The 12870-nt window shown below is 47.5% G+C and carries 15 protein-coding genes and 1 pseudogene; 7 read left to right on the plus strand and 9 right to left on the minus strand.

Features of this window, described 5'->3' with window-relative positions:
• Nucleotides 1-45 precede the first annotated feature (45 nt).
• Both PGW99_RS11770 and dnaJ read left to right on the plus strand, forming a co-directional pair.
• Nucleotides 46-423: a hypothetical protein gene (locus PGW99_RS11770; protein ID WP_273777903.1), complete on the plus strand. Its 378-nt coding sequence runs from the start codon at nt 46-48 to the stop codon at nt 421-423.
• A gap of 103 nt (nt 424-526) precedes the next feature.
• Nucleotides 527-1645 (plus strand): molecular chaperone DnaJ, encoded by a 1119-nt coding sequence (gene dnaJ / locus PGW99_RS11775; RefSeq protein WP_273777904.1) that lies wholly within the window; start codon nt 527-529, stop codon nt 1643-1645.
• 128 nt (nt 1646-1773) lie between these two features.
• On the opposite strand, the gene PGW99_RS11780 is transcribed toward dnaJ, so the two are convergent.
• Nucleotides 1774-2169, minus strand: coding sequence for a hypothetical protein (locus PGW99_RS11780; protein ID WP_273777905.1), 396 nt, complete (start codon nt 2167-2169; stop codon nt 1774-1776).
• A gap of 289 nt (nt 2170-2458) precedes the next feature.
• On the opposite strand from PGW99_RS11780, the gene dapB reads away from it, so the two are divergent.
• Complete coding sequence (gene dapB / locus PGW99_RS11785) at nt 2459-3280, plus strand: 4-hydroxy-tetrahydrodipicolinate reductase (RefSeq protein WP_273777906.1); 822 nt, start codon at nt 2459-2461, stop codon at nt 3278-3280.
• A gap of 67 nt (nt 3281-3347) precedes the next feature.
• Here dapB and ahr read toward each other — a convergent pair whose 3' ends face one another.
• From ahr to PGW99_RS11825, 8 genes and pseudogenes are all read right to left on the minus strand, one after another.
• Nucleotides 3348-4370: an NADPH-dependent aldehyde reductase Ahr gene (gene ahr, locus PGW99_RS11790; RefSeq protein WP_273777908.1), complete on the minus strand. Its 1023-nt coding sequence runs from the start codon at nt 4368-4370 to the stop codon at nt 3348-3350.
• 10 nt (nt 4371-4380) lie between these two features.
• Nucleotides 4381-4959, minus strand: coding sequence for a DNA-3-methyladenine glycosylase I (locus PGW99_RS11795; RefSeq protein ID WP_273777909.1), 579 nt, complete (start codon nt 4957-4959; stop codon nt 4381-4383).
• A gap of 15 nt (nt 4960-4974) precedes the next feature.
• Nucleotides 4975-5220, minus strand: coding sequence for a hypothetical protein (locus PGW99_RS11800; protein ID WP_273777910.1), 246 nt, complete (start codon nt 5218-5220; stop codon nt 4975-4977).
• A 9-nt stretch (nt 5221-5229) separates the two neighbouring features.
• The gene (locus tag PGW99_RS11805; protein ID WP_273777911.1) at nt 5230-5766 is read right to left on the minus strand and encodes a M23 family metallopeptidase; all 537 of its coding nucleotides are present in this window, start codon (nt 5764-5766) and stop codon (nt 5230-5232) included.
• Between the two features lie 56 nt (nt 5767-5822).
• The gene (gene mutY / locus PGW99_RS11810) at nt 5823-6860 is read right to left on the minus strand and encodes an A/G-specific adenine glycosylase (RefSeq protein WP_273777912.1); all 1038 of its coding nucleotides are present in this window, start codon (nt 6858-6860) and stop codon (nt 5823-5825) included.
• Nucleotides 6861-6976: 116 nt separating this feature from the next.
• Nucleotides 6977-7348: pseudogene (locus tag PGW99_RS11815) on the minus strand (HIT family protein); the annotation flags it as partial.
• Between the two features lie 82 nt (nt 7349-7430).
• Nucleotides 7431-8168 carry a dienelactone hydrolase family protein gene (locus tag PGW99_RS11820; RefSeq protein WP_273777915.1) on the minus strand — a complete coding sequence of 246 codons (738 nt, stop codon included), beginning with the start codon at nt 8166-8168 and terminating at the stop codon, nt 7431-7433.
• Between the two features lie 178 nt (nt 8169-8346).
• Complete coding sequence (locus PGW99_RS11825; protein WP_273777916.1) at nt 8347-8505, minus strand: DUF1328 domain-containing protein; 159 nt, start codon at nt 8503-8505, stop codon at nt 8347-8349.
• A gap of 199 nt (nt 8506-8704) precedes the next feature.
• Here PGW99_RS11825 and PGW99_RS11830 point away from each other — a divergent pair, with 199 nt between their 5' ends.
• From PGW99_RS11830 to PGW99_RS11845, 4 genes are all read left to right on the plus strand, one after another.
• The gene (locus PGW99_RS11830; protein WP_442784396.1) at nt 8705-9157 is read left to right on the plus strand and encodes a YcgN family cysteine cluster protein; all 453 of its coding nucleotides are present in this window, start codon (nt 8705-8707) and stop codon (nt 9155-9157) included.
• 118 nt (nt 9158-9275) lie between these two features.
• Nucleotides 9276-10550, plus strand: coding sequence for a replication-associated recombination protein A (locus PGW99_RS11835; protein WP_273777919.1), 1275 nt, complete (start codon nt 9276-9278; stop codon nt 10548-10550).
• A gap of 202 nt (nt 10551-10752) precedes the next feature.
• Entirely contained in the window at nt 10753-11421 is a 669-nt protein-coding gene (locus tag PGW99_RS11840; RefSeq protein WP_273777920.1) for a thermostable hemolysin, read from the plus strand.
• A complete protein-coding gene (locus tag PGW99_RS11845) occupies nt 11408-12862 on the plus strand; it encodes an AMP-binding protein (protein ID WP_273777922.1) in 1455 nt (484 codons plus the stop codon). Before PGW99_RS11840 ends, PGW99_RS11845 begins: the two co-directional genes overlap by 14 nt.
• Nucleotides 12863-12870: the final 8 nt, after the last annotated feature.

The raw sequence follows: 12870 nt of genomic DNA on the forward strand, positions 1-12870 counted from the left end.
CGTTGCACAACCTCAAAAAAGAATGCAATGGATGAGGTCACACACATGGGGCAAGACAATCTAGAGCTGCACCGTCGTTATATTACGATTTCCTATGTCTTCATGTTTCTCACGCTACTGACGCTGGTCTTTGGCATCGTAGCGTACTGGTTCGCGCGTAAGGTTGTACAGGTCGAACAGACGGAAGTCTGGCTGCAAGCCCATGCTTTATGGATTATGCGTAATATCGTCCTGTTTCTGATTTTAGCTGCGTTCTCCGCATTATGGTTTATTCCGCTCATTTTCTTTTATTGGGACAGCCAGCTTTGGGTGACCGCTTGTACGGTAGCTGGAGTGGTATTTTCGGGGATTGCCTGGCTCTATCTGTTCAATGCCTGGATTAAAGGGTTATCCCGATATATTAAACACAAGGCAGTTTTCTAAGGCGCTGAAAAAAATCCAGCTTCGCCCTTGTAAAACTGGGTATTACCCCCAATCTACAGCACAGTTAAGTTATTCCCGAATTCCGTGAGGAGCATCGCCAGTCATGGCTAAACGTGATTATTATGAGGTTTTAGGCGTTTCGAAAACCGCAAGTGATGATGAAATCAAAAAAGCCTACCGTAAGTTGGCGATGAAATATCATCCAGACCGTAATCCTGACAATCCTGAAGCTGAAGAAAAATTCAAAGAAGCCTCTGAAGCCTACGAAGTTCTATCCGACAGTGAAAAACGCAGCATGTATGACCGTATGGGTCACAATGCGTTTGAAGGTGGCTTTGGTGGCGGTGGTGGTGGCGGTTTCGGTGGTTTTAGCGCCGAAGACATCTTTAGCCAGTTTGGTGACATTTTCGGTGGTGCGTTTGGCGGTGGTGGTGGACGCCAGCAACGCCAGCGTCGCGGTTCTGACCTGCGTTATGTAATGGAACTCACCCTGGAAGAAGCCGTAAAAGGCGTGAAAAAAACCATTACGTTCACTGCACCTGCACCATGTGAAGCGTGTGATGGTAAGGGTTCAAAAAATCCGAATGATGTCGAGACCTGTCCAACCTGTCATGGTGCCGGTCAGGTTCGTATGCAGCAAGGCTTCTTTTCGGTACAGCAAACCTGTGGAACTTGCCGTGGTCAAGGCCAAATCATCAAGAACCCATGTGGCAGCTGTCATGGTTCAGGTGTTGCTGATCGTCAGCAAACACTTGAAGTCACGATTCCAGCCGGTGTAGATAATGGTGACCGCGTACGTTTGAGCGGTAAAGGCGAAGCGATCCGTGATGGTCAATCCGGTGATTTGTACGTTGAAGTCGTGGTACGCGAGCACGAAGTGTTCCAGCGTGATGGTGCTGATCTGTATATGGACGTGCCGATTACGATTGCGGATGCGGCTTTGGGTAAAGAAATTGAGATTCCAACGCTGGATGGTCGTGTCAGCCTGAAAATTCCGGAAGGTACGCAAACCGGTAAACTGTTCCGTTTACGGGGTAAAGGGGTACGTCCGGTACGTAGCAGTATGGTGGGCGATCTGCTTTGCCGTATTGTGGTGGAAACGCCAGTGAATCTGACCAGTCGCCAGCGTGAATTGCTCAAAGAGTTACAAGCGACCCTGGATGGTGATGACAACAAATCATCCCCAAAGAAAAAGTCATTCTTTGACCGTCTTTTTGACTAAGTCTCGCGAAGATGCAATAAAAAAGAGAGTCTGTAAATTACAGATTCCCTTTTTTATATACTGCATTTTTTGAAGATCGAGACGAACGTTCTGTTGGGGCGTTCTAAACGTTCTAAGACAGCATTGGCTTAAGCGGGTTGCGCAGGATCGATATCTTCAACATTAACCATTTCTTCAGTCGGAGCTGCAGGTGTGGTTTCAGCAGCAGCTTGAGCAGGCTGTTGTACTGCTTTCTTTTCAGTTGCAGATGTTTCTACTTTACTGTTTGCTTTAGGTGCTGCTGTTTCTTCGACGATGATGCTGTCAATATCATCCACGCTGACCGGAAGATCTTCTGCTGCTACTTTGATTTGACCCGCTGCAACAAGTTGCTTAATTGAACCTGGTTGACCATTGACCGTGGTGTTTACACGTACTTTTGCAAGGCTCTCTAAGGTTTCACCCGGTTGAACAGCTGGCTCAGCAAAGGTGGCAAAGCTTGTGAATCCTAAAATAACGGCTAAAGCGATTTTTTTCGAATGCATTCCTGAACTCCTTATAATTCGTGTTGTTTTCATTCGTGGCTTAGTGTGCGCAGGAATGTTTTAACTTTTGTGAAAAAGTTGTGTCATTGACAGGTTTTTTTACGGTTTTTTTAGATGGAAAACAGTGCTGTGTCCGCGATGGATGAACTTCAGCCTGCATTCATCCGAAGCAGAAGCGCTCCAAGCTAAAAACTGCCGAATGACGGCTTTTTTTCTGTTGAAGTTTTAGCGACAGGAGAGAGTTTTGATATAGTAGGCAGAATTTGAAAATTGAGTTTAGGAAAATATTATGTCAGCAACTCCACGCATTGGTGTATTGGGCGCAGGTGGCCGTATGGGACGTATCCTGATTCAGGCCGTACAACAGGCAGGTTATCAATTGGCTGCTGCGGTTGAACGTCCTGAGAGTTCTTTACTGGGTGCTGATGCCGGTGAGCTGGCAGGAATCGGCGCCATTGGCGTGAAGGTGGTCGGTAATCTGAAAGATGTGCTACAGGACTGTGATGTCGTGATTGACTTTACTGCACCTGCTGCAACCGAACAGCATTTGAAATTATGCCGTGAAGCCGGTGTGGCAATGGTGATTGGTACCACTGGTATGAACGACGAACAAAAAGCCGTGCTGGATGAAAGTGCGACACAAACGCCGGTGGTCTATGCAGCAAACTACTCTGTAGGCGTGAATGTGTCGATCAAACTGCTTGAACTGGCAGCAAAAGTATTTGGTGATACGGTTGATATCGAGATTATTGAAGCGCATCACCGTCATAAAGTCGATGCGCCATCAGGTACTGCTTTGATGATGGGTGAAGCGGTTGCCGATACTTTGGGTCGTAATCTGAAAGAAGTCGCAGTGTATGGCCGTGAAGGTTATACTGGACCACGTGACCGTCAAACCATCGGTTTTGAAACCATTCGCGGTGGCGATATCGTGGGTGAACACACCGTGATGTTTATTGGTGAAGGCGAGCGTGTTGAAGTGACGCATAAAGCGACCAACCGTATGAACTTTGCTGCAGGTGCGGTACGTGCTGCTGCTTGGGTGGTTGGCCGTGAAGCACGTAAATACGATATGAAAGATGTATTAGGTTTTAACGACATTGAAGTCTAATGAGCCCAGTCTCGTAGTAAGCAAATGGCCAGGTTGAACCTGGCCATTTTCATATCAATCAGTGCTTTTAAAAGTCTGCTTTTAGCACAATGCGATAACGTGCTTTGCCGGAATGCAAACGTTCAATGGCTGCATTGATCTGGGACATTGGGAACACTTCAACCTGTGGCGCAATGTTTTTCCTTGCGGCAAATTTAAGTAACTGGCGTAAGGTTGCCGGGGAGCCTGTTGCAGAACCGGTAATGGATTTAGAACCACTAATTAAACTGCCCGCAGAAACAGGAATTGGCTCCAAGGTCAGACCCAACAAATGCGCCGTGCCATTCGGCGCTAGCGTACTCAGATAGGCCGGCCAGTCCAGCGTGACATTAACGGTGCTGAGTAACAGGTCAAATTTACCGCGTTGGTTTTTCAGTGCCTCTGAATCACGGCTATTCACCACATGATCTGCACCCATGGCTTTGAGCTCTTCGGTTTTATCCAGACTCGAGGTAAAAGCAGTAATTTCACAGCCCCAAGCTTTGAGTAATTTAATCGCGATATGCCCGAGGCCACCAATCCCGATGACACCGACATGGTGTACTGCTTGGATACCATGTTTGATCATCGGATTAAAAACCGTGATACCGCCGCATAATAACGGCCCCGCACTTTCTGGATCCAGATCCTCAGGAAGTGGAATGACCCATTGCCAACCGGCACGAACTTTATCGGCGAAACCACCAGCATGGTCAACGATAGTAGCCACCCGTTCCCCAGTACACTGTACAGCCTGACCTGCGATACAGAAATCACAGTACTGACAGCTTTCAGCTGTCCAGCCAATCCCGACCCGTTGTCCAATTTTCAGGCCTTTGGCTTCTGTACCTAGACGGCGGATGCGACCAATAATTTCATGACCCGGGATGACTGGATACACGGAAGAGCGCCAGTCATTGTTGATGATGGAAATATCGGAATGGCACAGGCCGCAGTATTCGACATCCACTTCGACCTGATGTGGCTGTAATTCTCCTGCATCGAATTGGTAAGGCACCAGTGCTTCACCGGCCTGCATGGCTGCATAGGCCTGAATGAGATTTTCGCTCATGCGTACTCCCTTATAGATTGCATTGTTCCGGTTGAGATTTAAATGAACAGTGATTTTCGTGATCATCCACCATCCCTACAGCCTGCATAAAGGCATAACAGATGGTGGGCCCCACGAACTTGAAACCGTATTGTTTCAGCGCTTTAGACATACGCTGACTTGCCTCTGTCTGTGCAGGGGCTTGCCGATAATCTGTAATGCAATGGATAGGGCGAGGGGAAGGCGTAAAACGCCATAACCAGGCCACGATATCCTGTTCTTGTTGTTGTAAAGTTTGCCAGGCGCAGGCATTGTCACGGATGGCCTGCAGTTTGCCCAGATGTCGAATTAATCCGGCGTCTTGACATTTCAGCTGTAATTCAGCATCGGTGAATGCAGCGATTTGTGCAATAGGATATTGAAAAAAATGTTCGCGATACGCCGGGCGTTTTTTCAGTACAGTCAACCAGGATAAACCGGCTTGTTGCCCCTCCAGGCAGAGCATCTCAAACAGCTGTGCTGCATCATATACAGGCCGACCCCATTCCTGGTCATGGTAGGCCACATACAATGCATTTGTACCGCACCAACCACAACGCTGCAGGCTCATAGCGTGATCCTGAATTTAGAGCTGAAAGGGAACCCACTGATCTTGCTGGTTGTCCCAATAGGACAATTCAGCCTGTTGCAGGTCGCTAAAATTTAACCAGAAGTCCTTGCCAGATTTGTCCGCAAAGCCGGTGCTGATCAGCAGGGCATCTTCATTAATTTCCATGATCCAGCCCTGATAACTTTGACCGTTATAGATGATCTTTTGTTGATTGCCAGATTCTGCGAATTCAACCAGACGATGGAGAAGGGCTTCAGACATGAAAATTTCCTAACGTAAATAAGGGAAAGGGTTGACTGCACCGCGACCTTTGCCCTGAAGATAAATTGCGTAATGCAAATGGCTCGCAGTATGGCGTGCGTTACCGCTGTTACCCACATAGCCGAGCAGGTCACCCGCTTCGACATAATCACCGACTTTCAGGCCACGTTTATGCTCATCCAGGTGGGCATAATAATGCCATGAACCGGCGGGGCCGAGAATCCAGACCACCAGACCACCCAAGCTGTTATCGCGCAGGTCAGCGACCAGTCCCGCCGTAGTGCTATGCACTTTTGTTCCACGTGGAGCCATGATGTCGATGCCTTCATGCAAACGACCGTTGCTGCGCGAGGCTCCCCAGGTGTCCTGCAGTTGGCGGGTTTTCACTTTAGACACGGGAACTGGCAGCTGTTCCGGCAAAGGCGTCATATAGAGCTGTGCGACCATGGCGGACGGTAAAACGACAGGCTTTTGGGGTGTTGATGTACAGGCCGCAATCAGGGTTAAAGCTAAACCCAACACGCTATATTGAATGAAACGCAACACGAACCATCCTTGCTGTGACATCGACCCAGCGAAGCTATCAAGATGTTTCGACTATGTCATAAATCGACTGCCGAGATCAATTTTTTCATTGCTGTCGGGATGCCCAGATTCATAGCTTGTGCCGGACTTAACCATTCTCCACCGAGTTCGGCGATGAGATGTTCTTTTTGATCGCCAGCCACCGTAAAACAGTGAGCGTCCAACAACCATGTGAAATGAGTGAAACTGTGGGAAATCTGGATGGAAGGGGGCTGACTGCTTAGCCGAAAACTCTGCTGTTGCTGGATAAACGTCGTGGCATCCTCAAAAATTGGCAGACACCAGAGGCCTCCCCACAAACCGCTGAGTGGACGTTGCTGCCATAGCCACTCACCCTCACAATGCAGCAGCATGACCTGCGCTGATTTTATCGGGACCGGCTTTTTGGTTTTTTTAAAAGGCAGTTCGCTCTCTAAGCCCTGTTGATGTGCCTGACAATGATTCTGCATCGGACAATACAAGCATAATGGCTTTTTCGGCGTACAGATGGTGGCACCGAGATCCATAATCGCCTGGGTATAGTCATGATTGCGCTCAACCGGACATAAGTTTTCAGCACGTTGCCATAACGCACGCTCATGTACAGGTTTCGACAAGTCATCTTCAATCGCGAAGAATCGTGCCAGTACCCGTTTCACATTGCCATCCAGAATCACGCCATATTGACGTAACCCCAGTGACATCAATGCCCCTGCGGTTGAGCGGCCAATACCGGGCAAAGCCATCCATTCTTCGAGCGTATCGGGAAATGTACCAGCACGGCTGACGATGCCGGCAGCTTTGTGCAGATTACGTGCGCGTGCGTAATACCCTAAACCGGCCCAGTAGGGTGCAACATCATCCCAGCTGGCTTGTCCCAGTGCTTCTACATCAGGGAAACGCTGCACGAAACGGTCGAAGTATTGCAGTACAGTTTTGACCTGGGTTTGCTGTAACATGATTTCTGAAACCCAGACTTTATAAGGATCATCAGCGAGCTGCCAAGGCAAGTCATGGCGGCCATACTGATCAAACCAGGCCAGCAATGCATCGGAAAAAGAAAAGGGAGTGCTCATGTCAAACGCGTACCAAAATGAGCGTGACATGATACACCAAAGCAGGTTGGACAGGATGCCAAAATCAGCAGCTGGCAGAAGGTAGTGCTGAAATCTGCTCCCGTAGGGCAGCCACTTTAGTGACCGCTGATAATACCCCAGCGTTCATCCAGTTTTAGAGTTTGATCTTTATAACGCGGGATGATGTGGATATGCAGATGTTCTGAGCTGTCCCCAAAAACCGAGCCATCATTAAAGCCGATATGGAAGCCTTCCGGATGATGGCGTATTTGAAGTTCGTTGCGTGCCAGTTCTAGTAAGGTCACCAGACTTTTACGTTCTTTGTCGGTGATATCAAAAAATGAACTGACGTGACGCAGGGGAACAATCACGCAATGGCCTTTAGACAGTGGTTTAAATTCCGGAATGATCGCGCCGTATTCGTTTTGTGCGATAACTTCGTAATCATCAATATTGCAATATGGGCAGTTGGTTTCAGTCATTGTTTTGTCCTCATTCTCATTTTGTTGTTGTCATTTTCTGTTGTAGATGGCAAAGCACCACGGTCATGATGCTTTGCAAAAGATAGGCTTAACCCAGTTGACGTGCTAATAATTCATACATGGCGTCGAGAGACTGGCGTTCGGCTTCGGCATTGTAACCCAAGTCAACGCCGTTAGCTTTGGCGCGTTCATCGGCCAGTGGATTACTAAAGCCATGTTTAGCTCCTTCAAGCACAATCACTTCGTGTTCAACTCCTGCCGCATGCATTTCGGCTTTAAAGGCAGCCACATCATCGAGTGTGACCATGCTGTCCAGTTCACCATGCAAGACTAAAATCTCGGCCTGAACCTGGCCTTTTTCTGCTGGAGCTTTGGGAGTCAAATTGCCATGGAAAGTGGCGACGGCTTTTAGCGCAGCACCTGAACGTGCGAGATCTAAAACTACTTTACCGCCATAACAGAAACCGATAGCTGCCAGTTTATCGGCATTCACTTCTGGCTGGCCAGCTAATGTATTTAAACTGGCTGATGCACGCGTCACGATGGTGTCTGCATCCTGAAACGTCTGCATCATCCATTCATTGGCCTGGCTTGCAGTGGTCGTTACTTTTTTATCGCCATACATGTCGATGGCCAGGGCGGCATAACCGTGTTCTGCCAGTTCACGCGCACGCTGTTCCGTATATTCATTGCGTCCCCACCATTCTGGTGCAACCAGTACCCCCGCAACTGCTGTCTCACTCTCAGGTGCAGCGAAATAACCAATCAGTGTGCTACCGTCTGCTGCTGTGTAGTGAATTTCACGGGTTTTGATGGCTACAGTCATCTGTTAAATCCTTGTATACATAAGTGAATCTGTTGATTAAAGCATAAAAAGATTTCAGCGAAATCACCTTGAATGTAACTGAAGCAAATAAATGTGAGAAATTATTTTTGAGTGATGGGCATAAAAAAAAGAAGGATAGTTATCCTTCTTTTTTAAATAACACGCTGCGAGGTAGGGTTTAGACCCTACCACGAGAAACAAAGCCGACAATCGCAAGGATGACCGCGATGACCAACAATACCACGGCAAAATCTTTGGATAAGCCTGCCACACCACCAAAACCTAGCAGACTTGCAATCAGTGCAATCACAGCAAAAATAATAGCCCAACGAAACATGGCGTATCTCCATATTTTTATTAATGTAAATTCAGTATAGGCACGAGGTTATGCACCCGATATGAGCTTTTTGTTTATAAAGTATCCGTTTTATAAAGATAAGTGAGCAATTTGTAAGAGGGGTTAAGTGCACTGGAACACGCTCAGAAGAGGGTGGAACTGCTATAATCGCTGCTTTGATGTCTTGATCTACATGCCCATGTCCAGCCCACTTCGTCCACAATTCTGGAAAAAATATACCCTCGAACAGCTGAATGATGCTGAGTGGGAAGCCCTGTGTGATGGCTGTGGTTTATGCTGTCTGGTCAAGCTAGAAGATGAAGACACCGCAGAGGTGGCTTATACCAAGGTGGCGTGTAAACTCTTGGATTGCCAGACCGCCCGTTGTCAGGACTATGTACAGCGGCAGCAACAGGTACCTGACTGTATACAGCTAACCCCGGAAAAATTAGCCACCATTCACTGGTTACCCCCAAGCTGCGCTTATCGGCGCCTGAACGAAGGTAAAAATCTGCCTTCCTGGCATTACCTCAATACCGGTTCTCGACAGAGTGTCATTAAGGCCAAGAAATCGGCAGCTGGACGTTGTATTCCGGAAAATACAATCAACGAAGAAGACATCGAAGACTACGTAGTGCGTTGGGTACGTTAACCCTTTACAGTCAAGGCGTCTATTGGGATGCTAACAGCTTCGGGCTTTGCACCATTTGCGATTGTAGATTCGCCCATAACAAAATAGACTAATCCTATCGCCAGCACGAATCATGACCATGTCAGATACTCATATTCCATTGCCTGAACGTTTACGCCCTCGTGATTTATCGGAAATTATCGGGCAGGAGCATTTGCTGGGTGCACAGGCACCATTACGACAAATGATCGATCAGGGGCATTTGCCTTCGATTATTTTCTGGGGGCCGCCTGGGGTGGGGAAAACCACAATTGCTTTGCTGCTGGCCCAAGCGGTTGATCGTCCTTTTGTCAGCCTGTCCGCGTTAAATACCGGCGTAAAGGAACTGCGCGAAGTGATTGCTGAGAGTGGTGATTTACTGACGCCTGTGGTGTTTATCGATGAGATTCACCGTTTTAATAAATCCCAGCAGGACGCCTTACTGAATGCTGTCGAGAAAGGCAAAATTACCCTGATTGGCGCCACGACCGAAAACCCTTCTTTCGAAGTAAACAGTGCGTTGTTGTCACGTTGCCAAGTTTATACTTTAAACAGTTTGGATGCGGAAGCAATCCAGACCTTGTTGAATAAGGCCCTGCAAAATGATGCTTTTCTGAAAGAACGTTATATCCAGATTGAGGAATACGACGCGCTTATTCAGTTTGCGGCGGGAGACGCACGTAAGGCACTGAATCTGTTAGATCTGATTGCTAGCACCTTTGAACCCGATATGGAAAACCACATTACGAATGCGATTGTGGTGAAAGTTGCGCAGCAGAATATTGCCCGTTATGACAAGTCGGGTGAGCAGCATTACGATCTGGCATCGGCATTTATCAAATCGATTCGTGGCAGTGATCCAGATGCTACCTTGTACTGGATGGCTCGCATGCTGAAAGGCGGCGAAGATCCGGTTTTTATTGCGCGCCGTATGCTGATTGCCGCCTCTGAAGATATTGGTAATTCCAATCCAAACGCTTTATTGCTGGCAGGCGAGTGCTTCCGTTCCGTACAGGCAGTGGGGATGCCGGAAGCACGGATTATTCTGGGTCAGACCGCCGTGTATCTGGCGACCAGCCCGAAAAGTAACAGTACCTACCTGGCGATTAACCGTGCCTTGGTACTCGCAGAGAAAACAGCCAATTTACCGGTACCGTTACATTTGCGCAATGCACCTACCAAACTGATGAAACAGCAAGGTTACGGCACAGATTATCTGTATCCTCATGACTATCCGGAGCACTTTGTACTGCAAGAGTATCTACCGCCTGAACTGCAAGGTACCAAGCTGTATGAGTCAGCACGAAACAAACGTGAAGTTGAAGCTGAACGTTTGCAACAGCGTCGTTGGATGCAGCAGCAACAGCAGCAATAAAAGAGCTTCTATGCGGAGGTGGGCATGATCTGTTGGACTCAAATCCCGCCCCTCCACGCCCAGATCGCGACAAAAAATGTAAATTGCAAAACGTAATTCTTACAAAAGGATAATAATTAGACACATTTGAGTGCTGCTTTTTTAAGATTCATTTCAGTTTCGAGCCGAATACTCGTTTGCATCGGGTATAAGGATGGTTCGAATGACCTTATTCAAACAGCAGTTTCCAATCGAGTTTCAAGATCGAGAAAAGCGCTTTAAGGTCTATTTTGTGGATCAGGCACATTTTCTGCGAAATGATTGTGAACATTTTATTCAACAACGTTTTCAGGCGATTTATCACGCCAATATTCATCAATTTTTACCTTATTTTTTAGCGATTTTTGATCAGAACAATAGCTGTCAGGCGGTGGTCGGATTACGTTTCGCCACAGAGCCAGCACTTTTTTTAGAACAATATTTAGATCAACCGATTCAAAATATTATTAGTGAAAAAACCGGTAAATCCTTTGCACGTCCACAGATGGTTGAAGTTGGGAATTTATCGGGCATCCATCATGGTAGTTCCAGACTGATCATTATTTTTCTTACCTGGTTACTGGCTCATAATCATTATCAATGGGTGGCGTTTACTGGGCATCATCACCTGATCAATAGTTTTAAGAAACTCGGCTTGAGCCCACTCGCCTTACAGGATGCTGATCCTGCACGTTTGGAGCAGGGGCAGCAGGATTGGGGGAACTATTATTCTTTTCAGCCGCATGTTTTTGCTGCGGACGTGAAGCAATGTGCGCTTAACCTCAATCAATTAGGCGTATTTCCTTTACTGGGTTTAGCAGCTTTTGAGGAGAATATTGATGATGTCGCCTGAGGTGAAACAATTTATTGCCCAATTGCAGCAATACCAACAACAACAGCCACAAGCGATTGCCTTACAGGATCAGACCCAGCAGGTGAATTATGCCACCTTGTTGCAGGAGGTTTTTGATCGTCAGCGCAAACTGGAGCAGGCTCAGGTTGGTACAGTTGCGCTGTATCTAGAGAATTCAGTCGATTTTATGTTGTGGGATTTGGCTTTATTACTGGCCGACATTCCTAGCATTTTGTTGCCGCCATTTTTCTCAGCTTCACAATTACAGTATTGTCTGGACATTTCTCAAGCTGATACGGTGATTGCACCTGCGGACTTTTTTCTGTTTGAAGCCGAGAATGTATTTATCCATGCAGGCGAGTTCTGGAAACGGCAGACGTGTTCTTCCGTTGAACTCCCTGAAGGCACTCAGAAACTGACGTTTACTTCCGGAACCACAGGACAGCCGAAAGCGGTTTGTTTAAGTAGCGGACAGATTCTACGTGTGGCAAAAGCCTTAAGTGAAGCGATTACCCCGAATGATCCGCAACATCATTTGGCGATCATGCCACTTGCGGTCTTACTCGAAAATATTGGCTGTTATGCCATTTTACTTCGTGGTGGTTCGGTTGAATTGGCACCAGCAGCGGTATTGGGCTTGCAAGGTGCAAGCGGACTGAACCTCGCACAATTTAGTCGGTATTTGCAGCAGTCCAAACCGCATAGCCTAATTCTGGTGCCACAAATTTTGAGTGCCTTAGTTCAGGCAATACACAACAACACTTTAAATCCACAAGATTTCCGCTTTGTTGCGGTGGGCGGTGGGCATGTCAATCCCGAACTTTTGGCTCAGGCCAAAGCCTGTGGTCTGCCAGTTTTTGAAGGATATGGCCTATCTGAATGTGCTTCGGTGGTGGCGCTGAATACCTTGCAACAAAGTAAAGCGGGCAGTGTCGGTAAACCTTTACCGCATGTGCAGGTCAAAATTGCGGAAGATGGAGAAATTCTGGTGGCGGGCAACCGCTGTCTGGGCTATCTGAATGCTGAAAATCAACCGGATGCCTATTGGCCAACCGGAGATTTGGGTCATTTTGATCAAGAGGGCTATTTATATATTCACGGCCGGAAAAAACATCAGTTTATTACTAGTTTTGGTCGTAACGTCAATCCGGAATGGGTGGAAAGCTTGTTGAGCCAAACCGGTGTGATTGCCCAAGCCTTCGTTTATGGAGAGGCCTTGCCGGAAAACTATGCCTTGCTTTGGCCTGTTAAAGCCAATGCCACCGATCAGGAGATTGCCCAAGTGGTTGAGCGTGCAAATGCCCAGCTTCCTGACTATGCCCAGATCAAGCATTGGATCCGCTTGGCTGAACCTTTTAGTCCTCACAACCAGCTCGCGACCTCTAATGGACGGCTCAAACGTGAGGCGATTGTCCAACGCTTTCAACATAATTTTATTTAAATTTAGGA

The sequence above is a fragment of the Acinetobacter sp. GSS19 genome (assembly GCF_028621895.1).
Lineage (GTDB): Bacteria > Pseudomonadota > Gammaproteobacteria > Pseudomonadales > Moraxellaceae > Acinetobacter.

Excerpts from the sequence above, each read along its gene's own strand:
- PGW99_RS11770 (WP_273777903.1), top strand. The coding sequence starts at position 46 with ATGGGGCAAGACAATCTAGAGCTGCACCGTCGTTATATTACGATTTCC.
- dnaJ (WP_273777904.1), top strand. The coding sequence starts at position 527 with ATGGCTAAACGTGATTATTATGAGGTTTTAGGCGTTTCGAAAACCGCA.
- PGW99_RS11780 (WP_273777905.1), bottom strand. The coding sequence starts at position 2,169 with ATGCATTCGAAAAAAATCGCTTTAGCCGTTATTTTAGGATTCACAAGC.
- dapB (WP_273777906.1), top strand. The coding sequence starts at position 2,459 with ATGTCAGCAACTCCACGCATTGGTGTATTGGGCGCAGGTGGCCGTATG.
- ahr (WP_273777908.1), bottom strand. The coding sequence starts at position 4,370 with ATGAGCGAAAATCTCATTCAGGCCTATGCAGCCATGCAGGCCGGTGAA.
- PGW99_RS11795 (WP_273777909.1), bottom strand. The coding sequence starts at position 4,959 with ATGAGCCTGCAGCGTTGTGGTTGGTGCGGTACAAATGCATTGTATGTG.
- PGW99_RS11800 (WP_273777910.1), bottom strand. The coding sequence starts at position 5,220 with ATGTCTGAAGCCCTTCTCCATCGTCTGGTTGAATTCGCAGAATCTGGC.
- mutY (WP_273777912.1), bottom strand. The coding sequence starts at position 6,860 with ATGAGCACTCCCTTTTCTTTTTCCGATGCATTGCTGGCCTGGTTTGAT.
- PGW99_RS11820 (WP_273777915.1), bottom strand. The coding sequence starts at position 8,168 with ATGACTGTAGCCATCAAAACCCGTGAAATTCACTACACAGCAGCAGAC.
- PGW99_RS11825 (WP_273777916.1), bottom strand. The coding sequence starts at position 8,505 with ATGTTTCGTTGGGCTATTATTTTTGCTGTGATTGCACTGATTGCAAGT.
- PGW99_RS11830 (WP_442784396.1), top strand. The coding sequence starts at position 8,705 with ATGTCCAGCCCACTTCGTCCACAATTCTGGAAAAAATATACCCTCGAA.
- PGW99_RS11835 (WP_273777919.1), top strand. The coding sequence starts at position 9,276 with ATGTCAGATACTCATATTCCATTGCCTGAACGTTTACGCCCTCGTGAT.
- PGW99_RS11840 (WP_273777920.1), top strand. The coding sequence starts at position 10,753 with ATGACCTTATTCAAACAGCAGTTTCCAATCGAGTTTCAAGATCGAGAA.
- PGW99_RS11845 (WP_273777922.1), top strand. The coding sequence starts at position 11,408 with ATGATGTCGCCTGAGGTGAAACAATTTATTGCCCAATTGCAGCAATAC.